Here is a 26,673-nt window from a genome sequence, read left to right on the forward strand (position 1 = left end):
ACACTCACAACGCCAAGTTCCAACAGGCAAAAATTAGTACTCACGCAACAGGCGCTTGTTCAATCTGTCCAAGTCAGCACTCCTGCCTTTAAGGGTTACCCTGATCCCAAGAGCGTGATATTCCTCTTCCTGCACTTGCATTTTATTATGGATTTCCCCCATCAGCGCACTGGCACCGTAAGGAATATTAAAACAGGCACTGACCATTTGATTTGCTATTGCCGAAACGATGGCCTGATGCACAGCAGCGACATCATCACTGTTCAAGGCACTGATTTGCAAAGCATCGGGAAACTCTTTACACAACGCATCACGCTCATCCTTGCTCAGGCAATCCACTTTATTGAGCAATAACAGTTTGTCTTTCTCTGTAAGCCTGATTTGCCCCAGCACCGAGCGCACCACCTCAAGCTGAGTGCGGAAATTACCATCGCTGGCATCCACCACGTACAGCAATAAACAGGCATCTTTGGCCTCTTCAAGGGTCGAGTGAAACGCGGGAACCAAATCATGGGGCAACTTATTGATAAAGCCGACGGTATCCGACACTAAGATCCGCGGCTGGGTTGACGGTACCAATGCCCTTACCGTGGTATCCAGGGTCGCAAAGAGTTTATTTTCAATCAGCACATCAGACCCGGTAAGTGCACGCATCAATGAGGACTTACCAGCATTGGTGTAACCCACCAATGCCGCTGTCGGGGTTGCCTGGCGACTGCTCTTTTGCTCCTGCATCACCTCCTGAACTTTTTTCAGCTCCCGCCTCAATTCAGCCTGCTTATCCCTGATGGCCCGACGTTCCAACTCCAGTGCGCTTTCACCCACGCTGCGCCCGCCTGTGCGCTGGCGATCTCCCCCATGTTCACGTCTCAGCCTCGGGGTCAGATAATTAAGCCGTGCAAGTTCAACCTGCAGGCGGGCAGTTTTACTGCTGGCGTGGCGGCTGAAGATTTCAATGATAACGCCGGTACGGTCAAACACCTGCACTCCCAACGCATCTTCCAGATTTCGAAGTTGCATCGGACTTAAGTCACAATCAAACACCACCACATCAGCACGCGACTTGGTGGCTGACTGTAAAAACTGCTCCAAACCCGATTCATCGATATTGGCCAGCGAGTCATCGGCTTCTTCCAGCGCACCGGTCATGCGGGCCAACTCTTCAAGCTTTCCCGCCCCCAAAACAGACAGGCGCTTGGTTGACTGCTGCCGCTGAGAGCCACTGGCAAAAATTTCAAATCCCAGTGTACGGACGAGTCGCCCTAACTCTGCCAGGGAGCAGTCCACTTCGTCTGCACTGATATTGGGAGTGCGGATGGAAATTAGCAGGGCTTGAATTATGTCATTATCAACAGATGTGGGCATAAAGACTCTCGGTGAAAGACCCAACTCAGTGGGGGAAACAGCTACTGCAGGGCTGTGTGCCGCCTTTATAGGCGAAATCTGCGGTACAATCCAGCGCATTTAAGGGGCAAAAAATATATTTTTTTCGGCCGGTTACAGACTATTTATTGGCAACCTTTTTGCTTTGGTGCAAACACTGTCAGATTGCATTAACTGCAGAGTCTGTGCGCCTGCACCAACTCGACAAGTCTGTTAAAATGTCGCAATTGCAACAAACCAATGCGTAAAGGAAAACCCATGAACCCCATTATTGCACTGCTCAAAGAGCACAATGTAAGTGATGAACAGGTAAGAAACCTGTTTCAAACCCTGACCGAAAATCCGCTGATGGCGATGGGGGTGTTGGGACAACTGGGCATTGCCCCGGACAAGCTGCAAGGCATGATGATGCAGGTCATGCAAAACCCGGGCTTGATTAAAGACGCGGTGGATGAACTTGGACTGGATTTTTCAAAAGTGGAAGCGGCCAAGGCTAAACTGGATTCACAATCAGGCGAGGGTCGCTGAGTTCTAAACCGAATATACGCTAACGTCCGGTGATGCAAACGCCATCACCGGCCTCAGACACAGAGTCACGCCAGATCCGCTGCCGTTTTTTTGGGGAGTTCATCGTTAACATCAAACCAACTGACGTGAGTATCATAAAACACATGTGCCATCGGTAAGTCATCAAGCTCAGATTCCATAACCGCACGGGCAATATGCAGTTCACCCGGCCACCGACTGGAGGTAAAAAACAGGCTGCTGCCACAACGCTTGCAAAAGCCCCGTTTTGCCTGCGCAGACGATGAATACCAGGCCAGTAAATTTTCCGGATCCCTGATACAGGCCTGTTGCTGACTCACGCCAAACCAGGTCACAAAGGCCGCCCCATGTGCTCTTTGGCACTGGCTGCAATGGCAATGCGCCACCCACTTGACCGGAGGCTCCACCTCTACCTTGACGGCACCACACAAACAACCACCGATGAGTGACTTTTTGGTCATGGTTTATCTCCTTTGTAAGGACAACAAGGCAAAGGCTTTCAGCACAACAATCACCGGTCCGGCACAGTACAATTATTGGCGTGGACTGATTGCTTCAAACATGTCGCGGCTCTCTGCCATTTGCTCTTTTCTAACCTGCTCACTAAGCCGCTTAAGCTCGGCCATCTGTGCAGCTGTTGGCTGTTTATCACCTATCTCTTCCTGTAACGCCATCAGCTTGCGCTCACTTGGTCCCATTTGTTCCCAATATTGAATTTGTGCAATTGAAGCCAGCTTCTGTGTCAGCACCGCCTCCTGATCCAACAGTTTATCGAGACGCTGCTCATCTTGCTCCGTCAGTTCCCCAGGTCGATAGAGGTCGTCTATTTTTTCCCGCACTGCGTCGAGCTCAGTTTGTATGGTATCCAGTTGTGCCTGCACATCATCTTCATCAGATGAGTCAAATGCAAGCTCATCCCCATAACAGGCCGACAGCTGTTGCTCGGATAACCCCAGCGCGGTTTGCGCCATATTGTCAAAACACTGCTCCAGCCTGTTATCATCAGCATCTTTCATATACGCGCCGTAGCAACTTCTTATGGTTTTCTCGAGTGCGCCGATGGCATCTTCATGACTCAGCCCGGCACAGGCCGCTAACTGAGCAAAACCCGGACTGTTCAATGTGTGAGGGATCATGGAGGCAACGGAGTTATCAATATACTCCTGCGTCACCCAGGAGTTATCCTGATTGGCATGGGATGATGTGCAAACAAAAGCCACAACCGCAGATACCAGGGCGGTGGCAATCAATCTTTGTATCATGATGTAAGTTCCTTTTACTTGCAGGATATATGGTCGTTTCCTGCTCCGATGTGACAATTACGCTTATCCCCCCGCAAGTTATACAAAGTTTACAGACTTGCCCATAAGTCGTTTGCATGACTCTGATGATAAAAATATCATGCTCAAATCCACTCATTGTCGGAACAGGACTGGAATTCAACCGTCCAGCCCATCAGGATTCGGCTATCCTTTGCTATATATGCGCCGGGGCAATGGGTACGACAAAAAAATAGCGAGCGTGCGATGGCCAAATTTCTCAGCATAGGTATCCTGTTATTACTGTCAGCCCCCATTGCGGCTCAGACACAGATCACCCTCTACTCTGATCACCCCCTGGATATTAAGCTCACTCAGGAAACACTTAACTCAAACGTATTGAATGCATTGGAGATGCATGCTGATGGAGACATACATTTCCTGTATCAGCTGGTACCTTTGAATCGCAGTTGGCTGATGCTGGAAAAAAGCCCTTCGTGCCTGATTAACCAGATAAAAACTCCAGAGCGGGAAGCCAAAGCCTACTTCAGCCGTTTCCCCATGAACCTGTATCCGCCATTACGATTGATTGTGCCCGATGCAAAGACCGTAAGCTGGCCTGATGAATTTACACCCGCCGAGTTTAATCTGGCGGGACAAAATATGATTGGCCTGGTAAAAGGGCGCAGTTACGGTTCCGAACTGGATGGCATATTCGCCAAAACGCCCCAATATTATTACATCAGGGGAGGAACTGAACCCGCAGAGCGCATCATAGATATGCTCATTGCGAAACGAATTACAGCCACCATTGATTACAGCCGCTCCGTACGCTCTTATCTGAACGACACTGACGGGCTATTTGAATTTAAAGCGATACCGATAGCGGGGCAAACAGTGCCGGTGGCAGGCTATATCGCCTGCAGTAAAGACAATCAAGGCAAAGCCATGATAAAAGCTATCGACAGCGTCTTTGCAGAAGATGCCATGTTGCAAGATTACCTGCAGTTTCACCGTGAGTATTTCGGAGAACAAGAAGCGTCATTACTCGAACCTTTTATTCGCGAATATCACCGCCAACTGATTGAATTGGAATAATATACCAATCAGGTTCAGGGCCGACTATTTACTGGGTGATACCGCTAAAGCAGCTGCCTGAATACAATCCGTAAATCAAGCCCCATTCCCCGGCCATATCCAAGACTGTGAAGGAAAGTGCGAAGAACCGGGTGCATTCGCTGCGGGCTGTGCCTTGCATCTACCCACTTTAAGCTCACGCAGAGCAAGCACATGACTTATTCGCACCTTCCTTAAGCAAACCTAAGCCTTGGCAGCTAAACTTATTGGTGCTTTGTACAGGGCGCATGCTCGGGGAAAATTGCCAGCCTTTGGCAATCACACCAGCGCAGGGAAACAACCTGAAAGGTATTCTGACTCGGGGCATAAGCCACTCAGAGGCTGAGGCTGAGGCTGAGGCTGAGGCTGAGGCTGAGGCTGAGGCTGACCAACAAACCCGGTTTAAGCTCAGCAGTCAATCTCTGTACCAGGTGCGACAACAGTCAGAATCACTGCATTGCTGGCACAGGGCAGCCTCTGAACTGTACAAATCGGTTTTACACAGGGGCCAACTCAGGTTGGCAGGTCACTCCTTTTAACGAACATAGGGAGAAAACCAATGAAAATCAGCTATCTCATACAAACTTGCCTAGTGGCAGCCTGGTTTTTGGCCATGGCTCCGGGAACTGCATCTGGGGCAGCCTATATGAAACTGGGTGATATTAAAGGCGAAAGCCAAAACCAGGGTCATCGTGATGAAATTGACATATTGTCGTGGAGTTGGAGCAATGACAGCACTTCGACCTCCGGTAGCCTGTGTGTCATGGATGTTGCCGTCACCAAGTACACCGACAGTGCCACCGTTGACATTCTCATGGGGCAGATGATGGACAGAGTTTATCAGGATGCCATGATAACCATGACGACCAATACAGGTGACAGGGGAGAGGTCGATTATTTCCAAATGCATATGCGCAATGTCAGTGTATCCAGCTACAACACTGGCGGCAGCGGTGAGCAGCGTATGCTGGAAAACATTACCCTGCATTTTGATGAGGCAAATATTATCTATCGGCCGCAGGATCCGAACGGAAAACCCGGTGTACCGGAAGAAACCAGAATCAGCTCAAGCAGTCACAAATGTCGGTGAGCCTTGTCGGGGCGTTTCGAGTGTAAGAAGTTGTCGCCATACGCACTCAAATCGCCTCCTTGGCAAATCAAGACGCACCACAACTCCTGTATGTTATTACTCTTCTGCAGGCAACAACCAAATCCACTTAAGATCCCGGCTCCATGGCGTAATAATTTTTCGCTTTTTGTCTTTGGTATAAAAGCACTTGCCAAAAAGAATAATGCCTGCACCTTCCAGCTCTCGCCGTTCACTAATACCAAAACGTGTTAGCAACTTGTCGCGGATATCCGAAATGGCAACACCAAGCTCCCGTGATTCAGCCGGGTTAAGCCAATTCATTTCCTTATCTGAATGGGACAGCGTCCCCCAATACATACGTGGAGCCCCCTTTTCAGTCGGTTCGGCATCAGCAAAGTTCACAAATAAATTTTTAGCCCGCCAGCGGTGCACCTCATCGGTATAAACCCATAGTTCTGAGCTTGCCAACTCACTGCCACGCAGCAAACTTTGCAGCAGTTTTTTCAGCCCAAGTCTTGGCGCCGTAACCGACGGGTCAGCGTTTGTGGCAATCTCGGCGGTGCTTTTACCCGCTTCAGCGCATGACGCGGGCCGATAATCCTGTTTCGGTTCACTGATACTGTCTTGACCGACACCGGGGAGCTTTTTGCGGGGCAAGCCTATAGGGGCATCGAAATCAATGCTGAGGCCATCCTCCCGCTCGATAACATGACGAACTTCGGCAATGACACTTTCTTCTTCCCTGCGCGCCGATGAAGGTCGATACTCGGGGCAATCATCGGCGTGATAGAGCGAACCAAAACAAGCGGCCTTACCGTCACTTGAGGCACGGCGAAAATAGGCCCGTGCGCCACAACCGATGCAAAATAGCGACTGACGCAATTGCTCCTGCGCAGCTTCATCAAGCTTTGCAAAACCATAAACGGAAAATACCCGCCCCGCCTCACCTTCTACTTCACAACGAACATCCAGCACCTTTCACCTCCCGACAGCCAAGCCCGAACGCAAGGCCAGATAACGATGGTAAATACGACTGATAAATCAGACAAATTGTTTAAGCCACTGGGTAAATGCCTGCTTTGGCAAGGCGCCGGCCTGCTGTGCAATCACTTTGCCCCCCTGAATCACCATCAGAGTGGGAATGGAGCGGATGCCGAATCGGGCCGCCAGTCCCTGCTGACTTTCGGTGTTTAATTTGCCGAAACGGAACAAGGGTTCAAATTCTGCGGCCACACTGGTAAATACCGGTGCAAAGCTTTGGCACGGGCCACACCATGAGGCCCAAAAATCCACCACCAGAGGTAATTCGGACTTCAGTGCATGGGCTTCAAAATTACTCTCGGTCAATTCAATTGGTCTGGCTTGAAACAACAGCCCTTTACAGCGGCCACAGCGGGGGGCTTCATCAAGTCTGTCATCGGGAACCCGGCACAGACCGTGACAGTCAGGACAAGCGAGGATCATATTATGCTCTCCAAGTAATGGGGGGAACGGACAAAAAATATTGAGGTAAGAGGCAATCTGAATACCGGATGCCAAAGCAGATTCTTCACTTTTCCAGCCAAGTCTGGCAGCTTAGCAGTCTCAAAAGCCCAATATGGCAAGGATATCAAATGAAATCAGGAATTCACGTTTTGCTGTTCTCGGCGGCAATGCTTTGTTCATTAACCTCATCAGCTTCTGAGACAACCACAAAAACGGCCCCCGCATCCGGCCAGGCGCTCACCTATGGTGAAGCATTCCAGTTTCCCTCTCGCCACTTTGGCGAGAACAGACGCCATATGGTGGCACTGCCAGAGGGCTACCATGCCTCTGAACGCCATTATCCGGTGCTCTATGTCATCGATGGTGATTTTCAGTTTCGACATGTGTCCGCTGCGGTAAACAACCTGACCCGTATGGGGAAGATCCCACCGATGCTGGTGGTAGGAGTAGCCAATCAGGGGCAGGCAGATTATTTAAAGTCTACGACATGGCCATCAGAGCTCGAAGGCACAGACTTTGGCGGTGCTGATATTCTGTTGTCTTACCTGAATGATGAACTGGTTCCTCTGATAAACGGCCAATACCGAACCAATGGTAAAAATGCTCTCGCAGGCTACTCCCTCGGGGGGCTGTTTGCACTCGAAGCCATGCTGACCGACAGCCCGGCGTTCTCTGCCTTTATGGCCATGAGCCCAAGTGCATGGTACGACGATTATGGTATTAACAAGAGAATGGAAAAGTACCTCAGGAAACACCGGGCATTGCCGCCGCTGTTTCTTTCAGTGGCAAACGAACAGGGTATGGGGGTAAAACCTCTGTTTGAACTTATTGAGAAACATGTTCCAAACAGCAGAGTGGTGTTCAAACAGTACCCGGAAGAAACCCACTACACCACTGCCATGCCGGCGCTGCTGGATGCACTGGAATACCTTGCACCGGCATACTACACAGATTTGGATGTACTTCTGAAGATGGATAGCTATCAGGAAGTACTCGAACATTTTGAAGCCAAACGCAACCTGTGGACCGGGTTCCAATTTGAGTGGTTGCAATCTTACTATCTTGGAAAATATTTTTTTATTACCAAACAGCAGAATAAGATCCCCGAGTTCCTGACAGAAGCAAAGAAACGCTTTCCTGAGTCTCATACTGAACTTTGTATTGGCTTCGCCAAGAGCTATTTGAAAAATCAGCAGGCAACAGAAGCCATGGAACTGCTGCTTCGCGCCGAAAACGAAGGCCAGCAGCATGCTGATTGGCTCGCCCAAATGAGCGAAGCGAAAAAAGCACTGGGAGCACTTGATGAAGCCAGGGCCTTGCATCAACGCGCAATGGCGCTGGCCGAAAACCAGCAACTCGAAAGCTGGCAATACTGGGAACTGAATCCAAGAAGATTCTGATTAGCGGTAAACGACGGCAGGTGCGCTTGGCACCTGTCTTTTTCTGCCAATCTCCTTGCCAGGCTTTAGCTGCATGTAAATTTTTTGTAAATTAAATCCACCCACAAAATCAATCGATTAAATATTAACCAGAGCGAAATGATATTGCCGTTTATCTCTGACTGCAAAATTGCTGTTTTCGCCGCCCTCAGCATGCGCTATAACTGAATAACTGCACAGGCAGTATTCAGGGTCATTGTTGGAGGCAGGAACGCAATGCGGCTAAGTAGCAACCATGGCGGGCACAGGGACAGAATCGACCGTCGCAGCAAAATCCTGTCCAGCGCGGAGCACTGGACCAGACTATCCACTTCACAGAGGTTTGCATTGTATACCCTGGCTAAACTGGGTTATCAGCTACTGTTTGTACGAAGTCAGGGTGACAGACCCCTGGCCATTACACGTCAGGATTCACGGCTTGCAACCATAGATGAATGGGGGGACATAAACTTCAATCCCATGATCACCCTACGGCAATAAACCTGAAGCTAGAAACGTAAAAAAGGAGCCGGTTGGCTCCTTTTTTAATCCCATCCAGCCTGCAGCATTCAGGCTGCCTGACTGGTTACCGCGCTCTCGGACTCGGCAAGCAACATGATGGCGGTGCGCCCCAGCATTTGGTTGATAGTCTTCTCACCAATGGCACCCAGCTCAATGGCGGCACTCTCCCGTACACTGCTGATGGCACGAAATACTGTAATCTCTTTATCATTACAGCCGCACAGGCTGAAAAACAGCTTCAATACCGCACGATAGTGTGATTCACGCATGGCCGTCATCCAAGAACGCTCCAGCGCTTCTGCGCTGGAAAAATCCAACGCTGCTAAAAATAAACGACCAATGCGGGCGTCCAATCTGACCAGAAAGTCCGTTTTCTTGGGGAAGTGGTGACTGATGCCGGTCCGGCTGATCCCTGTCGCTTCAGACAAGGTCGTATAAGACATAGCATCAAAACCGATACTCAGGATTTGCTTGAGCGCCTCATCCATGATCTGATTGATGGTTTGCTCAGTCTGTACTTTGGAACGTTTCGCCATGAAATGTATCCCCCCTTGTTATATTTGTTGCGCAGAGCTTATCAAAGCATCAAAGGGATTACTGCCAAAAAAGCGTCATTCTCAAGAGTATCTGACCTTTGTTCAGCTAGGGTTCAGCTTGAAACCGCACGACGTGCGAAACGTTCAACTTTTGATTAACAAATGCTGCCTGGACAGCCAATCACCCGCACTGACTGGCCCCATCAACTGCTCAAGGGTGGGCGTGATGACAGGCGCTATTTCGGGTCTGCGCCAATAGAGAAATTCAGGTAAGTTTGGTGTGGTAGATGAGCCGAACAAATACTGAAGTAAACGGGAAACTTCAACCATTTCGGTATCAGACCAAGAACGCAGACTTGGATAAATATCCTGGCAAAAACCGGAAAAGTCAGCATATAACACTAGCTCCCCCACCGAATAGCGCTGCAACAAAGGGAGGAGATATAGGGAACTCCAATGAGACAAATGACTGACATCATTAATGACTTGCAGGTTTCTGCGATGAAATTGCTGCCAGGCCAATTGCAGTGTTCTGTGCTCTTTGGCGATATGCCAATATAAAAAGGCATCAGCCAACCATTCCTGCTCCCGCACGCTCAATTGCTTTGGCAACACATCCCCCTGAAGGGCTCGCACTTCCAGATGGCCAATTTCATGCCAGAATGTTAACCAAAGCTGCTCACGCAGCTCTAAGGTCAACAATTGCGTGCCGACCAGTGCAGTTTGATAAAAGTGCTCTCTCTCTGGCGCCCATAACACCAAACCTGCCAGTTGAGGATGAACAAGTGGATACACAACAGCACTCCGATACCCCATTTGGCTAAAAAGATTATCGGGCAGTTGTACCCGGGCATCAGCCGGTAATTGCGCCAGGCATTCATTCAAGCCGGCAATGGGACATACGGTGACTTTCTTACCTGCCACAAAAACCGTTGGCGGCTCAAAGTCTTGTTGTCCCCAGGTCATAACGGGCACCGATATCAGTGCCCATAACAACATGCGGACAAAAATCATCAGTGACGGCTCATGATGTTTTGAATGATAGCCGTGGTCGACACCCCATCTTCAAAACCCAGCACCCTCACCTGACCGCCATTGGCAATGACTTCACGGCCACCGGCAATGTCTTCCACTTTGTAGTCACCACCTTTTACCAGCAGATCCGGCAGCAATCGGGCTATCACCCTTTGAGGCGTGTCTTCACTGAACGGAACCACCCAATCAACCGAGGCCAGTCCGGCGAGGACTGCCATACGCCTGTCCACCGAGTTTACCGGACGGCCATCACCTTTGAGACGGCGCACAGATTCATCATCGTTTACCGCGACAATAAGGCGATCACCCAAGGCCTTAGCCTGCGCTAAATAGCTGACATGGCCCGCATGGAGGATATCGAAACAACCGTTGGTCATGACCACCCGCTCGCCCCGCAGTTTTGCCTGCTCGAGGGCATACATCAGCTGATCTTCACTCACAACCCCAACACCAGACTCGCCCTGATGGCTCTTGAGTGCTTCAATCAGCTCTATACGACTGACGGTGGAAGTACCCAGTTTACCGACGACCACGCCGGCGGCCGTATTGGCGATGGCGCAGGCCTGAGGCAGTTCAGCACCAGCGGCAATGGCTGTGGCCAAGGCGGAAATAACGGTATCACCGGCACCGGTCACATCGTATACCTCCCGGGCCACTGTGGGGATATGCAGCTCGGGGGCGTCAGGTGTTATCAACGTCATTCCCTTTTCCGAACGGGTCACCAGCAGCGCATCCAGCGCCAAATCCTTTAGCAGCTTATGTGCCTTTTCAACCAGATCCGCTTCACTGGTCACAGGCCCTACGACTGCTTCAAACTCGCTCATATTCGGCGTCAGTAAAAACGCACCGCGATAACGGGAGAAATCGCTGCCTTTTGGGTCAACCAATACCTTAACGCCACTGGCACGGGCCTTGGCGATAAAGTCCACAGGCTCAGCTATGGCACCTTTGGCATAGTCGGACAGCACCACCACATCCACGTCATTCAGCGAAGTTTCTGCCTGACGAAGCAAAGTATCGCTGTGATGCTTATCAAACGATTCTTCAAAGTCGAGACGAATAAGTTGCTGATTACGGGACAACACCCGCAACTTGGTGATGGTAGGCTTATCACTCACGGCCAACCAACAAGGCTCTACACCCAGCGCCTGTACGCCCTTGGTCAGCGCCAACGCTGTGTCATCCTCACCAACCAATCCCGCCAGCTGCACCTTCCCCCCCAGGGTAGCTATGTTCAGTGCCACGTTGGCCGCTCCGCCGGGTCTGTCCTCAATCTGGTTGATGCGCACCACAGGCACGGGAGCCTCGGGAGATATGCGGCCGGTGGGCCCCACCCAGTAGCGGTCCAACATAACATCGCCCACCACCAAAACCCGGGCCTTTTCAAAAGCTGGTAAGGTAACCTTCATATCACTCACATCGATTTCGGCTGAAATAATGCCGAATTGTACCCAATTTTCTCCATCTGTTGTGCGTGTTTTACGATAGAATAACCACTAATTTTTGTCAGAGAGTGAACCCCAAGTGGTAGAAAGCGCCCAATTTTCCAATCACCTGTATCACCCCAAATATTGGCTGCTGTGGTTTGGTGTCGGCCTGATGCGACTGTTATGTATGCTGCCCCTTTCATGGCAGATGCGTCTTGGCGCCGGACTCGGCACCCTGGTCAGAAAGCTTGCTGGTGGCCGCAGCAATACGGCCAAACGTAACCTGGCATTATGTTTCCCGGAAATGAGTGAAGCAGAGCGCGAGGCACTCTACAAACGCAATTTCGAAGAAACCGGCAAGGCGGTATTCGATACCATCAATGCCTGGTGGTGGAGTGATTCCCGTGTACAGAAGCATATGACCATTAAGGGCGTAGAGCATATGCAACAGGTACTGGATGGGGAGCAGGGGGTAATTTTGTTTGCCGTACACTGCCTGCCACTCGAGATGGGCGCCCGTATCCTAGGTCAGTGCCATCCGGGCATAGGCGTTTACCGCCCCCACAACAACGCCGTCATGGAGTATCTGCAGGTAAAAGGTCGACTGAGATCCAATAAGGGCTTGGTGCCCAAACGTGACTTGCGTCAGATGGTACGCTGCCTGAGAAATGCTGAGGTTGTCTGGTATACAGCCGATCAGGATTTCGGCCGTTCATCTGCAGTATTCATTCCCTTCTTTGCCGTACCCGATGCAGCCACCATTACCGGTGCAACCACCCTGGCCAAATTAGGCAAAGCCAAGGTTTTACCCTTTTATGTCGAACGCAATTCCGATGATAAAGGCTACACCATGGAAATTATGCCTGCTCTGGACAATTTCCCTGGTGAGAACGAAATAACAGATGCCATCCGTGGCAATCAGGTGGTTGAAACTCTTATTTCCCGCAATCTGCCACAGTACATGTGGCTGCACCGTCGCTTCAAAACCCGGCCCGATCCCAAGGGGCCATCACTCTATAAATAGTCATCAGCACCCTGCCCGTTCCCCTCATCTCAGGCAGGGTGCCCAACGTTAATCCAAGTCCCTTTCCTTCAGCACCCAACCAGGCTCCCCCTTTACAGACCTCATCCCTGAGAAGAGGACGCAGGGTGTGGTCATCATTACGCCACACAAATACACCAGCACGGAAGCACAACTAAGGAAGGTGCGAATAAGTCGCGTACTTGCTCTGAGTGAGCTTACAACGGATAAATGTAAGGCACAGTTCCTGCGAATGGCCTGAGTCCTTCGCAACAACTGTAACGCGGCAGATGCCGCTGTAAGCCCCGTTCTACGGGGATTTCATAGCATCATTCAACTTCACCATGCCTCGCTCTGCATGCCTTCAGTTAAATGCCTCGAAATGCCATACCAATCATAGCCAGAGCTGTACGAGGACTTGTTCGCACCTTCTCTAATAAATACCAACCCCACATATCCAGACATACACAGTTTCATGCTGCCGGAAGCACACTTACACCAATAAAACTCCATAAAAAATTCGTTGCCACGCCAGACTCAACTGAAAACGCCATTAAACATATCTCGAGTATTCAATTAGTTAAAAATACAACTCCCAAATAACACAACAAGATTAATAGAAATTGCTCAAGCCAGAAAAAATGACAACTAATCAAAATCAAAAACAAAAACAATGTCATATTTACAATGCAACTGTGCTTTTGACACTAATATAGCATGTCATTATGACACAACCCAACTCAATAAATAACATAATTCGTTGTTATTTAAAGATATAATATTTTGGCACACTTACTGCTAAGTAGAATTGACATTAGAACAAGCGCTAGAGAGGCCATAATGAGTTCACTTCGCAAAACGGCAATCGCACTACTTATAGTGCTGATAGCCTCCTTCACTGTACTGCTCAGTCTGGGCAGTGAGATTTATCGGGAAATGCCGCCAATCCCGGATGCCTACACCAATGAGAGCGGTCAGGTCGTTTTTGATAAACAGGATATTCTCCGCGGCCAATTGGTTTGGCGCTCCATGGGTGGCCATCAACTGGGTTCAATCTGGGGTCACGGTTCTTACGTAGCGCCTGACTGGTCAGCTGACTGGCTGCACCGCGAAGCCCAGGCCTGGCTCGATATCAGCGCCAAGGCGCAATACGGAAAAGACTTCTCCAGCCTCGAAAGCAGTCAGCAGGCCGGGCTTGAACAGGCGCTGCGCGATGATATGCGTCGCAATACACTGTTCAACAACGGTGACAAAATCGAAGTATCTCTGAGCGCCACCCGCATTCTGGCCATGAAAGAAGTAGCTAATCACTATGTTGCACTGTTTGGTGACGATGCCGCCATGCAGCCACTGCGTGAAAAGTACGCTATGAAAGAAGGCACCATCCCCGATATGGAGCACAGAGAACAGCTGACCGCTTTTGTGTTCTGGAGTGCCTGGGCCGCCATCACCGAACGTCCCGGAGAGAGCTACACCTATACTGCGAACTGGCCTTATGACCCTCAGCTGGGCAATACACCAACCTCAGACAACATCGTCTGGTCCATTCTGAGTATCGTCACCCTGATTGCCGGTATCGGTGGTCTGGTGTGGTACCACGCAGCCGGTCGTGAAGAGCCTCTTCCGGTCCCGGCCAAAGAAGACCCACTGTTCCGCTTTAAACCTACCCCATCACAAAAAGCGGTAGGGAAGTATTTTGTCACAGCAATTGGTCTGTTTTTACTGCAAATAATATTAGGTGGCATCACTGCCCACTATGCGGTGGAAGGCCAGCAGTTTTATGGCATCCCACTTGCTGAAATCCTACCCTACTCAGTTACCCGCACCTGGCACACCCAGTTAGCCGTATTCTGGATCGCCACTGCCTGGCTGGGCACGGGTCTGTATATCGCTCCTGCCCTGTCAGGCTATGAACCCAAATTCCAACGTCTGGGTGTGAACGTGCTGTGGGTAGCGCTGGTAGTGGTTGTACTGGGTTCCATGGCCGGTGAATGGCTGGGTGTACAACAGTATTTTGATCTTGATACTAACTTCCTCTTCGGCCATCAGGGTTACGAGTATGTGGATCTGGGTCGGGTATGGCAGCTATTACTGCTGGCAGGCCTGATGATTTGGCTGGTGCTGGTTACCGCCGCTATTCGTCCTGCGCTCAATGATCAGGGTGAAATGCGCCCGGTAATCTGGATCCTTTACGCCTCCTGCGTTGCCATCGGCCTCTTCTATGGTGCGGGCCTCTTTATGGGCAAACACACCAACCTGGCTTTGGCTGAATACTGGCGCTGGTGGGTAGTTCACCTGTGGGTTGAAGGCTTCTTTGAGACCTTCGCAACTTCTGTGATTGCGCTGCTGCTGGTACGTCTGGGTCTTATCCGTGCCCGCAACGCCAACGCTGCAGTACTGTTTGCCACGGTAATCTTCCTCACCGGTGGTCTTATCGGTACGCTGCACCACCTGTATTTCACCGGCACAACCAACTCCATCATTGCCTGGGGCTCCATCTTCTCAGCACTGGAAGTGGTACCACTGGCACTGATCGGCTATGAAGCCGTGGAAAGCTATCGTCTGCGCAATGCGGCTCCCTGGATGCAACGCTATCACTGGGCCATCATGTTCTTCGTCGCCACCGCGTTCTGGAACCTCGTAGGTGCCGGTATGCTTGGCTTCCTCATCAATCCACCCATTTCCCTCTACTTCGTGCAGGGTCTCAACACCACTGCCACCCATGGTCACGCAGCCTTTATGGGTGTGTACGGCATGCTGGGTATTGGCTTGATGCTCTCTTGTGTCCGCGGTCTGACGCTGGAAATGCAATGGAATGACAAGCTGCTCAAGGGCGCTTTCTGGACCCTGAACCTGGGTCTGGCTGCCATGGTGTTTATGTCTCTGCTGCCGATGGGTATCACCCAGTTCTTCGCCGTTATCGAAAACGGCTACTGGTTCGCCCGCTCTCCTGAAGTGATCCACAGCAGCACAGTGGAAACACTGGTATGGATGCGGGTGTTCGGCGATGTGATATTCAGCGTTGGCGGCATACTGCTGGCCGTATTCCTGGTGGATGTGGTTCGCAAAGCCATCGCGGGTAAAAAGGCCGCTGCCGGTCAGGCCGTAACGGCCTGATAGCAACTGCCCAAAATCTGAAGGGGAGCCTGTGCTCCCCATGTCAAAATGACAATCTCAAGCAATAAGCGTATGCTGACACACAATCTTTACTCCGAGAGTCAGCATACGCCCATGTCACTGAGCCAATCACTGCTCACCCGCATAGCCCTGGATATTACCTCTGGCTTATCCCACCGGGACCGCTTTGCCCGCCTGGTCGATACAGTAAAAACCAACCTTGGCTGTGATGCCACTGCACTACTGGAATTTCGCGATCGTCACTTCGTTCCGCTGGCCACTGCCGGTCTTGCAGAAGATGTTGCCGGACGCCACTTTGCCATTGATGACCATCCCAGACTCGAGGCCATAGCCCGGGCCGGGGATTTGGTACGCTTTCCTGCAGACAGTGAATTGCCTGATCCCTATGATGGTCTTATCCCCAATCAGGAAGACAGGTTGCATGTGCATGCCTGTATAGGCCTGCCCCTGTTCGATGATGAAAAACTGATAGGCGCTCTGACACTGGATGCCTTTTCCCCAAGTCAGTTTGATAATCTTGGACTAATGGATTTAAGGGCGCTGGGTGCGCTAAGTGCTGCATCACTAAAAAACGCCCTACTGCTGGATAAGTTGGAACGGGTGTCGCTCATAGGCCCGGGACGCAGCGAAACAGCCGATGATGGCCAGCCCATGATAGGCAAAACCGCCGCTATGGAGAGCCTGCGTCAGGAAATTCTTGCGGTGGCTGGCACGGATCTGAGTGTTTTGATTTTGGGAGAAACAGGCACAGGGAAGGAGCTGGTTGCCCGCGAGGTACATCAATCAAGCCCACGCGCAGGTAAGCCACTGGTTTACTTAAACTGCGCCGCATTGCCTGAATCCGTTGCCGAAAGCGAACTTTTTGGTCACGTCAAAGGGGCTTTTACCGGCGCCATCAGTCATCGCAGCGGTAAATTTGAAACAGCCGACAAGGGCACCCTGTTTCTCGATGAAATCGGCGAACTGCCGCTGGGGCTGCAGGCCAAGCTGCTGCGTGTACTGCAATACGGTGATGTACAGCGCATCGGTGATGATCGCAGCCTCAAAGTGGATGTACGTATCATTGCTGCCACCAACAAAGATCTTAAACAAGAAGTATTGGCTGGCCGCTTCCGTGCTGATTTATACCATCGCTTAAGCGTATTTCCTTTGCATGTTCCCCCATTGCGTGAGCGCGGGGAGGATATAGGCCCCCTATGCGGCCACTTCCTCGAGCAAAGTCGAAAATCCCTCGGCTTATCTGTACTGAGGTTAAGTCCGGATACCTTATCCCGTATCAAGCACTATGACTGGCCCGGTAATGTTCGCGAGCTTGAACACGTAATAAAACGTGCTGCCACGCTTGCCAGAGCCGCATCCGAAGGTGGCGAAGTCATGATTACCGTGCCGATGTTAACCATCGGAAAAGCGGTCGGTGAATCCTCGCACCAGCCGCCAGTAACCCATCAGCTACAATTCGATGGCAAAACGCTCAAAGAAGCCACTGATGAGTTTCAAAATCGCTATATTTCCACCTGTCTTAACGGCCACCAACACAACTGGGCAGCAACCGCCAGAGCGCTGGGATTGGATGCGGGTAATCTGCACAGACTCGCGAAACGCCTTGGCTTAAAATAATGGTCTAAAAACAGTTGAAATTCTGGTCGATTTCGATGAGGATGCCTGCTTTGCCACGGAGCAAAACCATAGGCACTCAGCAGTGCTCAGGAAAGAGCGAATGCCAACACAGAGTCAGATGAATTTAATGAAGCGTTTTTTACAGTTAGCCGTATTTGTTGGACTTACCGGTCTGTGCCAGGCGGCGCTGGCGGTTGTCTACCCTCTGCCGCCAAAAGACAGCCGTCTGGTGGGTGAAGTTCAATACTATGTGGTGCCCGAAGACAAGCGCACCCTCGAAGACATTGCCACCCAGTTTCAATTGGGACTGTCGAACATCATGGAAGCCAATCCGGGAGTCGACCCTTTTCTGCCCCGTCCGGGCAGTACCCTGATTATTCCGCATCAATTGATTTTGCCGGAAGCGCCACGGGAAGGCATAGTCATCAACATCGCCGAAATGCGCCTGTACTACTACCCCAAGGGTAAAAACCTGGTGGAAGTACTGCCCATAGGTATTGGTCAGGTCGGCCGTGATACCCCTGAAAACTGGGTGACCAGCGTACAGCGCAAGCGCGCAAACCCAACCTGGACCCCTACAGCACGCATTCGTAAAGAATATGCCGCCAAAGGCGTGACCCTGCCACCGGTGTGGCCTGCTGGCCCGGACAACCCCATGGGGCTGTTCGCGCTCTATATCGGTAATCTCTACGCAATCCATGGCACCAATGCCACCTTCGGTATTGGCCTGCGGGTCAGTCAGGGATGTGTGCGTCTGCGTGATGCCGACATCGAGCATTTGTTCAACAGTGTGCCGGTGGGCACCCGGGTGCAGTTTGTAAATCAGCCCATCAAGGCCACCGAAGAGCCCGATGGCGCCCGCTACCTCGAGGTGCACCAGCCGTTGTCGCGAACCCAGCAAGAGTTTGATTCAGCTGCCCCTGTGCCCCTGTCGCTGCCTGCCAACATCAGCCGTTTTGTGGCACACGCAGAAACCAACTCCTTCGTGCTTAAGCGCCTGCTGGAAACCCGTACCGGCATGCCAACCCGCATCAACCCCTAGGTTGATGCGTAAATCCAAATGAAAAAGCCGCCCAAGGGCGGCTTTTTACTGTGCAGCATTCATGGCTTTCACCAACAGGGCTTTCACCAACAGGTCTTCATCACCAAGCCAGACTTTTACAACTCAGCAGGGTTCCGGCACATAAACCCCGCCGTAACGAGTCAAATCCAATGGGCGCCATAAGCTTGGCTGCGATTTGGGCATTTAATGTTATTAACGCTCAAAGCACGCCAGTCCCCCTATATCCGCGGAGCCCCGTATATCCGCGGAGCCCCATCACAGTCAGCCACAAATGGTTATTCAGCCAAGACCAACATATCCAAAAAGGCACTCATGGCGGCAGCGTTGGCGAGAATACGCTGATCCAGGTTCTGTTGCCCCGGGGTTTCGCTGCAGCAACCCACACGGGCACCGCTGCGCACCAGAAAGGATTCAAAGGAAGTATCGAAATGATTGAAAATAATCCCGTCCTGTACCGGGCAATCGTCGATGCTGCCATCCCGGGCTATTGGGAAATAATGTCCAAGGGCATCCCGTAACGTATGACTGAAACGCCCCGGCACCTGACTGGGCTCAAAGGTATATACATAAGTGTCTGTAAGCAGCACATCCTCATGACAGGTGAGAATGCCGTCGCGGCTCGCGACCTGCAGCAGATGGGCATGCTCCAGCAATATTTTGCCCTCATGGGAGGTGTCATCCCCGGATTTGGCCTTACCGTTCTCAATAAAAAAACCACGATTGGGGTTTTCACCCAACTGGTTAAATCGGTGCCCTTTGGCAAAGCCGGTGGGGTTTACCAGCGGCAACAGGCTTAGGTTAACCCGATCAAACAAGCTCTCATCGAGCTGTGACAGCAAATACAGCAATCCCCAGGGGCCTGCACTCTCTTCACCATGAAAACCGGCGCTGATCAGCAGATTGGGCAGCCCCGCCTTTTGTCCGGGGGATTGCAGCAGCCACAGTGGATGCCCGCCGGCGCTGCCAAGCTTTTTGGTACCAAGCCCCAAACGGGTCTGTTCTTGCTCCAACAAGGCATAAAAACGACTGATGTCCGTGCTGTCGCACTGGAAAATCTCACTGTGCCAGACAAAGGATTCGAAGGGGGAGCGGCTCATTGAACACATCCTTGCAATGACTGAAGACGAAAAAGTATGCCTTGCCATCATATCAGCAAAGATGAAAAACTGAATGACATTCCAAGGCTTGGATAAAAAGAACCATGGACCTGTTTACCTCCCCTTACCGACTGACGCTATTGCTGCTTTTACTCTTTCCGCTGGCAAGCCGTGCTGTCGATTGCGGCTTCGACGATAAACACCTCGAACAGCTCGATACGGCAATACACTTCACCCGGTTGGACAATGGTATGGGGCTGTACCTTTTGCCCCGGAATGGCAAGCAGACCGTTGCCATGGCGAGCCGCTTCCCGGTCGGGTCGCGCCATGAAGCAGCCGGACAGACCGGCTGGGCGCACCTGTTTGAACATCTGCTGTTCAAGGGCAGCGCGCTGGCGCCGGGAGATGATTACAGCAAACTGATGAATGCCATGGGCGCCAGTTTCAATGCCAGCACCAGCTTCGATGATACCCGCTATTACAGCCGTATTCCGGCCGAAGCGCTGGCATTCAGCCTAGCACTTGAGCGCGATCGCTTCTCCCGCCCCGAACTTTCCGAAGAAGCGGTGACCAACCAGCAAAAAACCGTGCTGGCCGAGATGGTGCAAACCATCGACAACCAACCTTATTTTCGAGCTGCCATGGAATACCTGCTCACCCAGGCAGCCGATACCCCTTATGGTCACGCCGTTATTGGCTCCAGGAACGATATTCAGGCCGCAACACCCGATACATTGCGGGCATTTCATCAAAGGTACTACCAACCTTTCGGCTTTACCCTCGCGCTTACAGGTAAGCTGCCGGTGGACACCCAAGCCCTGGTGCAGCGCTACTTTGGCGACTGGGACAATCAATCCGGCAGTGACATATTCGCCCTCGGCGAATCCGCCTTGACTGTCGCCAATCAACAAACGCCCTGGCAAGCAAGGCCTCCAAGCCACGGTGAAGTGGTGGACGAACGCGCCCCCTGGCCAGGCTTACTGCTGGCCTGGCACACCGTAGGCCGCAGTCATCCGGACGCGGCAGCAATCCGTCTTCTGGAGCTGCACTTATTTCAACGCATGGCATCAGGTCTTGAGCGCGCTGGTATTAATGGTGCCAAGACCCTGCTCAGTCAATCATTACCACTGGATATGGACTTACATGGCATGACCAATCTGGTGCTGGTGCCCCGTGCCCGGGTAAGCCTGGATACACTGGCGCAGGGTGTTGCCGATCTCATAAAGTCAGCAGAAGATACGCCACTGAATGCGCAGAGTCTGTGCGAACTTAAGTCGTTGTGGCTTATGCACTATCGGCAACGTCTGCAGCAGGATGAACAACTGGCTCAGCAATTGGCTGCAACATCCGCCGCTGACAGTGCAACGCCACTGCAAGCACCATGGCGAAAGATTGAAGCCGTTACCGCAGCCGACTTACAGCGGGTGGCAAGGCGGTATTTCAATGGCCACACCGTCAGGCTGGATTTATTGCCCGCCTGGCATACCCGTCTAGGAAAGGGGCTGCTTGAATGGTTACCCGATGACTGGGCCGATGGACTGGAGGAGCTGGCACTGTGAAAACAGCTTATATCCGAACAACACGACTGCTGGCCACCCTACTGAACAGCATGGCGCTGCTGTTACTGTGCGCCTGTCAGCATACACAGCTGCAGTTTGAGCCGGTAACAGCACCTGTGCTGGCCGACTTCAGCCTCCGGGTTCCTGACGACCTGCCACCCTTCCCACTGATCCGGGCCGACATGAGCAACGTCAGCTTGCACCGTATTGACGAGCTGACGGTGGACTTTCGTCTCAATGGTGCATACTTGGTGCTCACCACCCCTGCCACACCGATAAAAAATGCAGATTTACTGGCCCGTGCCCTTGGTGCGCTTGCACGCCTGTCAGCCATAGAGGGAGACGCCTGCGCCGAAGCACTGACAATCAAGGCACGGCTGCACAGCCTCAGCTTTTTCAGTCCCTGTGACAGCCCCGATACCTTAAAACTAAGAGCGGATTCACTGATGAACGGCATAGGCCAATTATCAGACCGGGAGTTTGACCGCATTGTGCGGGAACAAAAACTGGCCCGACACATCGAAGCCTTTACCGGCAGTGACATCGACAGACTGTGGGCGCAAATCGCGCTTGGCAAATCCCATCCTTATCTGGATTACAACAAGCCTTTTACAGGTGACAAATCAACGCTGGAACAGGGAATGAATCGCTTGAAAAGCCAGGCAAGATGGCAGCTGCTCGGACACAAGCTTCCTGCAACATTGCCTGCCGACAGCATTAGCGCGGTAAAGCCGCAACACACTCCGCAAAGACCACAAATACCACGGCTGTTAACACCCGTTTCAACCGGATTGAAACAACTCTATTTACTGGATGCGCCCGGTCAGGTGCAGGCACAGGTTAGACTGGGCTACGCCCTCGCGCCGGAAGGCAACAATCGGACCTGCATGGCCATGGCTGCACTGCTTGGGCGCAGTCAAAGCGGACGCTTATTTTATGATCTTCGCAGTCAGCGCGGCCTGACCTACGGGGTTTACGGCAGTTGCATCGATAATCCGCTGAGCAGAACCCTGAAGTTTTATGGTGCCAGCGCCAATGAAAGTACCGGAGCCTTTGTTCGGGGAATAGTGGATCATCTGGCGCTGCTGGCCAACGACAGCGCCACGACAGCGGAGCTGGATGCGCTGGAAAGCTTCCTGGCAGGACAGCAAAAACTAACAGCGGACAGCCCCGGCTCAGCTATTGTCGGTTGGCTGGAGGCGCTTGAAAGAGGGCTACAAATGCCGGAGGTCGAAACTCTCCCCCCCGATCGGGCTGCCTTAACAGAATTCGGTTCTCTGATCCTGAGTCAGCCTCCGCTGATAGTGTTAAAAGGCGACGCAGCCAAGATTGCTGAAGACTTGCAGGCAAAACTGCCGGGATGGCAGCTGAACATTATCAACAGTGCACAATAATAGCGCCTAGCACACAGAGTGCCCGTCGGCAAATATTGAACCAACATTACCCTTCCAACAGACTAAAACCCGCTATAGACAAGGGCTGCAAGTCCAAAAGGGTATTTAGTTCAGAGTAAGACCAAAGACTAAAATCTTTTAACACTCATTCTTATTTTCAGCCACCATGGAGGTAAAAGCACATGTGTCATTTTTCACGGGTGCTGGTTGCGACCGACGATGGACTGGATGCCAGGCCTGCGCTGAGAAAAGCTATCTATTTTGCCAATCAGAGCCATGCAGACCTGACCGTACTGAGAATTCAGTTGCCGAAACAAAACACTGTCAACCATTGGTTACAGCAGCTTTTTACCACTGCCCCGGCCATCATTAGCCACGAAAGGCAGCGGCACCCTGCCTATCCGGATAAAAATCTGCGGCTAACTCTCAAGCACTGTCACGCAACATCAATAACCCATGCCGTACTCGATGAACTGGAACGGGCAGAATATGATTTGTTGATTCTCGAACATCATGAGTATTCAGCATTGCGCTGCGAATTTGGCCACACAGAGGACTGGGAACTGTTACAGAGAGTGCCCGTTCCGGTGCTGTACATCAGCAGTGAGCCCTGGGAAATCAGTGGCAAGTTACTCACCGCGATTGAAGTGGACGATGACGCCGAGAGTCATCGCCTGTTCAATCAGCAGCTGCTGGAAGTATCAGACGAACTGGCAAAGGTCTTCAACATGGAGCTTCATCTGCTCACCTGTTATCAGGCTCATGATCTCAGTGTATCTTTTGATGTGCAGCGTGAGAGTCATCAAAGTCAGGTGTCACAACATTGGCAGCGGCTGCGCCAAACCGCCCAACCTCTGGCGCTGGAAGATAAATTCTTACATCTGGCAGCAGGTTTACCGGATGACATGGTGCCAGAGGCCGCACAACGCTGGCACAGTAATCTGGTGGTAATGGGAGCGTCAGAGCACACCAGTCTGCTCAGCGCATTCAAAGGCCGCGCATCTGAGCAATTACTGAATCACTTAAGGTGTGATGTGCTGGCGTTAAAGCCAAACAACGGGCAGTTACAACGGCTACATTAAAACGGCTGCATTAAAACGAAAAAATGCGGCCCTATGCCGCATTTTTTCATGTCTCGTTACCTAAACTTTGTCTGCATCGGATTAGCACCGGCACCCGTTTCTGCAACAGCGTCCTGCCCCACGAATGTGTCGTCCTCAGAGGCTTCGCCATTGACAGCGTCTTCCCCTGAAGCGGTAAGTTCGGATGGCATTTCATCAGTCGTTGCTGTTGCAACAGTTCCGGCAGCACTGTTTTCAGTGAAGGCATTTTCCAGCAGCACATTATTTGCAGCCTCCATCGCATCTGCATCCTCAACAAAATAGCCGGGAGCGCTCTGCTGTGCAGATTCAACCTGCTCCTGTTGGACTGGCGTAGCCAACACCTTTGCTGTATCGGCCATCAGTGCACCGGAAGCGACTGGCTGTACAGCTGACTCCTGCGCAGTCTGCGAAGTTATCGCCTTCATTGCATCGCTGATACTGGCAATAACAGGCGTTTTGGCAACCACCAACCAACCCAACCCCAAACCTGCAGCGAGACCCAACATCAATTTCAAAGAGCCTTGGCCACCTTCTTTCGGTAACAGCGCCGATGGTGCATTTGACAATACTACGGTTTCAGGGCCGCGGGTTCGGCTACCCAAAAACTGGCCACCATCAAAAATTTCCATGTCATTACTGGCCACTTCGCCTTCAACAACACCACCATGAACTATCACCAGTTTCTGGCAACGCAAGGTACCGCGAAAACTGCCGCACACTCTTAGCTCATGGCAATCCAGCTCACCGTCTATCAGACCTTCCGGTTCAATTTTAATCTGCCCCGCCGAGCTGATTTTTCCCCTGAGCTCGCCGGCCACCAGTGCAGCACTTTCCAACGTCATCTCACCTTCCAGGCGGGTGCCTGCGCCGATAAAGGTAATACCCTGTACCTTGTTCATTGTCCTGTTACCCAATTTTTCTATTTATTATGACGGCCCACGTCTTGGAAAAGATGCGACCATAAACCGCTATGCCAGCCTGTAAGCCAATAATTTATCCTGGGCCCGGTCGACACAACGTTAAAATGTGGCGCAAATGTTAAACATTTTTATCCTGCGGGGCAAAGAAATAAAAAAGTACTGTTTCACTCCACTGCCTGAAAAGCATGGGGATAACATGTTGCCCAAACTCGTTCATGCCGCACTAACCCGCCGCCGATCACCTGCAAAAAAGCCCTCATATTGAGGGCTTTTTCGACAAAGCGACCAGATAAAACTCAGGCCGCTTTGGCCTCTGTCACTGAGACTACAGTTGCTCTTGGCTTGAGTTCACCAATAGGCAGCACAGTGCGGCCATATTCATTGTTAATCACCTGCGCCATGGCAAAATAAATGGCAGAAGCGCCGCAGAGAATGCCTTCCCAGGCCGCAATGGTGCCGATGAGTTCACTGCCGGTGAAATCGCGGGCTGCCAACAGGAAAAACAGCAGCGTCAGCGAGCCAAAGATAAACTGCTTTACACGGGCATAACGCAGTGAGCCGATAAACATAAAGCCGGTGAACACCCCCCACAGCGCCAGATACCACCCCATAAAGGATGCCGGACTTGCTGCCACGCCAGCGTTTGGCATCAAAATCAGCCCCACCAGCGTCAGCCAAAACAGGCCATAGGAAGTAAAAGCTGTGGTACCGAAAGTATCACCACGCAAAAAGCACATAATGCCAACAATGACCTGCCCCAAACCGCCATAAAAAATTCCCATGGCCAAAATCATGGAATCAATCGGGAAATAACCGGCGTTATGGATATTAAGTAAGATGGTGGTCATGCCAAAACCCATCAGCCCCAGGGGGGCGGGATTGGCCAGAGGGGTGGACATAGTGAACTCCTGAGTAAATAACCGCCGGCAAACTGATGCCAAGGGTCGGGATCTGATTTACCTGCCGAAGCCTTGGAAGGCTGGGAGGGCGGCGCATTCTAGAGGAGGGGCAGGTAAAACACAATTGCAGAAAGCGATGGCATTGATCTATCTCAAATCACGTAATTTCAACAAGTTACAAACAAATAATTTGCAAGTTTCCAAGTCGCTGTTCTGATGGATGTTCGCCGGTGCAATGGTAACAAAAACGCCCTTTCGGGCGTTTATACGGAAACTACTTTCTTGGCCCCACTGGTACCATAATGTGCGCATAGGGAGTGCCTTTCCACATCACATAGGGGCCCCCTTCATAGGGATCGGTAGGTAAGCTGTCCAACAAAGCGGGATCGTTGACGATAATCATTAAGTGCGGCCCTTCCACTATCCACTGATTATCATCTGTTTTACCAGATGCATAGGGATCGGTGTTGCTGGCACCACCATCACCACCCAGCATATATGAAATCCCGATACCCGAAGCCTGGAACGGCTTCTTATTGCTCCAGGCATCAGCCCATGCCATCCAGGGGCCGTCCATGCACATAGGCGCTTTGCCGTTTAGGCTGGGGGGAGTGGGAAAACAAGTATAATTACTGCTGCCCTGCTGCAACACATTGTGTTGCCAGTCCATCACTGTAACTTTATCACGCAATGTCGGGGGAGCGGCGCTCAAAGCGTCTTCAAGCATTGATTGGTTGTCTGCTGCCTGCGATGGCATCATGAAACTTGCCACGGCCAGCCCAATCGCCCAAGGAAATACCCTTGACCGTGTAGTATGGTTGGTCATAACACTATCCTCTGATAAGTGAAACGTCCTTGAACATGCAACTTCGCCCTTTACCTCTGTATGCCCACTTCCGGTAATGGTTTCCCGGTGTTGTTGCATGTGTTGACGACATGAAGGTCAAAGGCAAATCAGTTGTCCGGCACCACTGGTGCTTTCGCAACAACGCGGCTCTGCTGCATAACCGGATACAGCACCCTAAAGTGTAGCTGCCAGCTCAAA

Annotated in this window: 24 protein-coding genes; 12 read left to right on the forward strand and 12 right to left on the reverse strand. The window is 51.6% G+C overall.

Features of this window, described 5'->3' with window-relative positions:
- Positions 1-33: 33 nt before the first annotated feature.
- A complete protein-coding gene (gene hflX / locus ABYK60_RS01950) occupies positions 34-1,365 on the reverse strand; it encodes a GTPase HflX (RefSeq protein ID WP_372870236.1) in 1,332 nt (443 codons plus the stop codon).
- A gap of 276 nt (positions 1,366-1,641) precedes the next feature.
- Between hflX and ABYK60_RS01955 the strand changes: the two genes are divergently transcribed.
- A complete protein-coding gene (locus ABYK60_RS01955; protein ID WP_372870237.1) occupies positions 1,642-1,911 on the forward strand; it encodes a DUF2999 family protein in 270 nt (89 codons plus the stop codon).
- 65 nt (positions 1,912-1,976) lie between these two features.
- Here the strand turns inward: ABYK60_RS01955 and ABYK60_RS01960 are convergent, their stop codons facing one another.
- Together ABYK60_RS01960 and ABYK60_RS01965 are read right to left on the reverse strand one after the other, a co-directional pair.
- Positions 1,977-2,390 carry a GFA family protein gene (locus tag ABYK60_RS01960; RefSeq protein WP_372870238.1) on the reverse strand — a complete coding sequence of 138 codons (414 nt, stop codon included), beginning with the start codon at positions 2,388-2,390 and terminating at the stop codon, positions 1,977-1,979.
- A gap of 72 nt (positions 2,391-2,462) precedes the next feature.
- Positions 2,463-3,191 (reverse strand): hypothetical protein, encoded by a 729-nt coding sequence (locus ABYK60_RS01965; RefSeq protein ID WP_372870239.1) that lies wholly within the window; start codon positions 3,189-3,191, stop codon positions 2,463-2,465.
- Between the two features lie 264 nt (positions 3,192-3,455).
- Here ABYK60_RS01965 and ABYK60_RS01970 point away from each other — a divergent pair, with 264 nt between their 5' ends.
- On the forward strand, positions 3,456-4,286 hold the full coding sequence (locus tag ABYK60_RS01970; protein WP_372870240.1) for a hypothetical protein: 831 nt from the start codon (positions 3,456-3,458) through the stop codon (positions 4,284-4,286).
- Between the two features lie 664 nt (positions 4,287-4,950).
- Positions 4,951-5,394, forward strand: coding sequence for an Hcp family type VI secretion system effector (locus ABYK60_RS01975; protein WP_372870241.1), 444 nt, complete (start codon positions 4,951-4,953; stop codon positions 5,392-5,394).
- A gap of 96 nt (positions 5,395-5,490) precedes the next feature.
- Here the strand turns inward: ABYK60_RS01975 and ABYK60_RS01980 are convergent, their stop codons facing one another.
- Positions 5,491-6,369: a hypothetical protein gene (locus ABYK60_RS01980; protein ID WP_372870242.1), complete on the reverse strand. Its 879-nt coding sequence runs from the start codon at positions 6,367-6,369 to the stop codon at positions 5,491-5,493.
- A 66-nt stretch (positions 6,370-6,435) separates the two neighbouring features.
- Positions 6,436-6,858 carry a thioredoxin TrxC gene (gene trxC, locus ABYK60_RS01985; protein WP_372870243.1) on the reverse strand — a complete coding sequence of 141 codons (423 nt, stop codon included), beginning with the start codon at positions 6,856-6,858 and terminating at the stop codon, positions 6,436-6,438.
- Between the two features lie 149 nt (positions 6,859-7,007).
- On the opposite strand from trxC, the gene ABYK60_RS01990 reads away from it, so the two are divergent.
- Together ABYK60_RS01990 and ABYK60_RS01995 are read left to right on the forward strand one after the other, a co-directional pair.
- Complete coding sequence (locus ABYK60_RS01990; protein WP_372870244.1) at positions 7,008-8,279, forward strand: alpha/beta hydrolase-fold protein; 1,272 nt, start codon at positions 7,008-7,010, stop codon at positions 8,277-8,279.
- Positions 8,280-8,534: 255 nt separating this feature from the next.
- On the forward strand, positions 8,535-8,798 hold the full coding sequence (locus ABYK60_RS01995) for a hypothetical protein (RefSeq protein WP_372870245.1): 264 nt from the start codon (positions 8,535-8,537) through the stop codon (positions 8,796-8,798).
- Between the two features lie 68 nt (positions 8,799-8,866).
- Here ABYK60_RS01995 and ABYK60_RS02000 read toward each other — a convergent pair whose 3' ends face one another.
- The 3 genes from ABYK60_RS02000 to hldE all read right to left on the reverse strand — a co-directional run bounded on the left by ABYK60_RS02000 (position 8,867) and on the right by hldE (position 11,799).
- Positions 8,867-9,355, reverse strand: coding sequence for a TetR family transcriptional regulator (locus tag ABYK60_RS02000; RefSeq protein WP_372870246.1), 489 nt, complete (start codon positions 9,353-9,355; stop codon positions 8,867-8,869).
- A 144-nt stretch (positions 9,356-9,499) separates the two neighbouring features.
- Positions 9,500-10,321 carry a hypothetical protein gene (locus ABYK60_RS02005; RefSeq protein WP_372870247.1) on the reverse strand — a complete coding sequence of 274 codons (822 nt, stop codon included), beginning with the start codon at positions 10,319-10,321 and terminating at the stop codon, positions 9,500-9,502.
- A gap of 47 nt (positions 10,322-10,368) precedes the next feature.
- Positions 10,369-11,799 carry a bifunctional D-glycero-beta-D-manno-heptose-7-phosphate kinase/D-glycero-beta-D-manno-heptose 1-phosphate adenylyltransferase HldE gene (gene hldE / locus ABYK60_RS02010; protein ID WP_372870248.1) on the reverse strand — a complete coding sequence of 477 codons (1,431 nt, stop codon included), beginning with the start codon at positions 11,797-11,799 and terminating at the stop codon, positions 10,369-10,371.
- Positions 11,800-11,914: 115 nt separating this feature from the next.
- On the opposite strand from hldE, the gene ABYK60_RS02015 reads away from it, so the two are divergent.
- The 4 genes from ABYK60_RS02015 to ABYK60_RS02030 all read left to right on the forward strand — a co-directional run bounded on the left by ABYK60_RS02015 (position 11,915) and on the right by ABYK60_RS02030 (position 18,635).
- Positions 11,915-12,841: an LpxL/LpxP family Kdo(2)-lipid IV(A) lauroyl/palmitoleoyl acyltransferase gene (locus tag ABYK60_RS02015; RefSeq protein WP_372870249.1), complete on the forward strand. Its 927-nt coding sequence runs from the start codon at positions 11,915-11,917 to the stop codon at positions 12,839-12,841.
- An 837-nt stretch (positions 12,842-13,678) separates the two neighbouring features.
- Entirely contained in the window at positions 13,679-15,955 is a 2,277-nt protein-coding gene (locus tag ABYK60_RS02020) for a nitric-oxide reductase large subunit (RefSeq protein ID WP_372870250.1), read from the forward strand.
- Between the two features lie 114 nt (positions 15,956-16,069).
- A complete protein-coding gene (gene norR / locus ABYK60_RS02025) occupies positions 16,070-17,593 on the forward strand; it encodes a nitric oxide reductase transcriptional regulator NorR (protein ID WP_372870293.1) in 1,524 nt (507 codons plus the stop codon).
- A 127-nt stretch (positions 17,594-17,720) separates the two neighbouring features.
- Positions 17,721-18,635, forward strand: coding sequence for a L,D-transpeptidase family protein (locus ABYK60_RS02030; protein ID WP_372870294.1), 915 nt, complete (start codon positions 17,721-17,723; stop codon positions 18,633-18,635).
- 296 nt (positions 18,636-18,931) lie between these two features.
- Here the strand turns inward: ABYK60_RS02030 and ABYK60_RS02035 are convergent, their stop codons facing one another.
- Positions 18,932-19,753, reverse strand: coding sequence for a M14 family metallocarboxypeptidase (locus ABYK60_RS02035; RefSeq protein ID WP_372870251.1), 822 nt, complete (start codon positions 19,751-19,753; stop codon positions 18,932-18,934).
- Between the two features lie 104 nt (positions 19,754-19,857).
- Here ABYK60_RS02035 and ABYK60_RS02040 point away from each other — a divergent pair, with 104 nt between their 5' ends.
- The 3 genes from ABYK60_RS02040 (at position 19,858) to ABYK60_RS02050 (ending at position 23,788) form a co-directional block, all read left to right on the forward strand.
- The gene (locus ABYK60_RS02040) at positions 19,858-21,312 is read left to right on the forward strand and encodes a M16 family metallopeptidase (protein WP_372870252.1); all 1,455 of its coding nucleotides are present in this window, start codon (positions 19,858-19,860) and stop codon (positions 21,310-21,312) included.
- On the forward strand, positions 21,309-22,706 hold the full coding sequence (locus tag ABYK60_RS02045) for an insulinase family protein (protein ID WP_372870253.1): 1,398 nt from the start codon (positions 21,309-21,311) through the stop codon (positions 22,704-22,706). Before ABYK60_RS02040 ends, ABYK60_RS02045 begins: the two co-directional genes overlap by 4 nt.
- A gap of 182 nt (positions 22,707-22,888) precedes the next feature.
- Positions 22,889-23,788 carry a universal stress protein gene (locus tag ABYK60_RS02050; protein WP_372870254.1) on the forward strand — a complete coding sequence of 300 codons (900 nt, stop codon included), beginning with the start codon at positions 22,889-22,891 and terminating at the stop codon, positions 23,786-23,788.
- 56 nt (positions 23,789-23,844) lie between these two features.
- On the opposite strand, the gene ABYK60_RS02055 is transcribed toward ABYK60_RS02050, so the two are convergent.
- The 3 genes from ABYK60_RS02055 to ABYK60_RS02065 form a co-directional block, all read right to left on the reverse strand.
- Entirely contained in the window at positions 23,845-24,708 is an 864-nt protein-coding gene (locus ABYK60_RS02055; RefSeq protein ID WP_372870255.1) for a polymer-forming cytoskeletal protein, read from the reverse strand.
- A gap of 317 nt (positions 24,709-25,025) precedes the next feature.
- Positions 25,026-25,628 carry an acetate uptake transporter gene (locus ABYK60_RS02060; RefSeq protein WP_372870256.1) on the reverse strand — a complete coding sequence of 201 codons (603 nt, stop codon included), beginning with the start codon at positions 25,626-25,628 and terminating at the stop codon, positions 25,026-25,028.
- A gap of 274 nt (positions 25,629-25,902) precedes the next feature.
- On the reverse strand, positions 25,903-26,454 hold the full coding sequence (locus tag ABYK60_RS02065) for a hypothetical protein (protein ID WP_372870257.1): 552 nt from the start codon (positions 26,452-26,454) through the stop codon (positions 25,903-25,905).
- Positions 26,455-26,673 lie beyond the last annotated feature (219 nt).

This window comes from Shewanella sp., assembly GCF_041630135.1.
GTDB lineage: Bacteria > Pseudomonadota > Gammaproteobacteria > Enterobacterales > Shewanellaceae > Shewanella.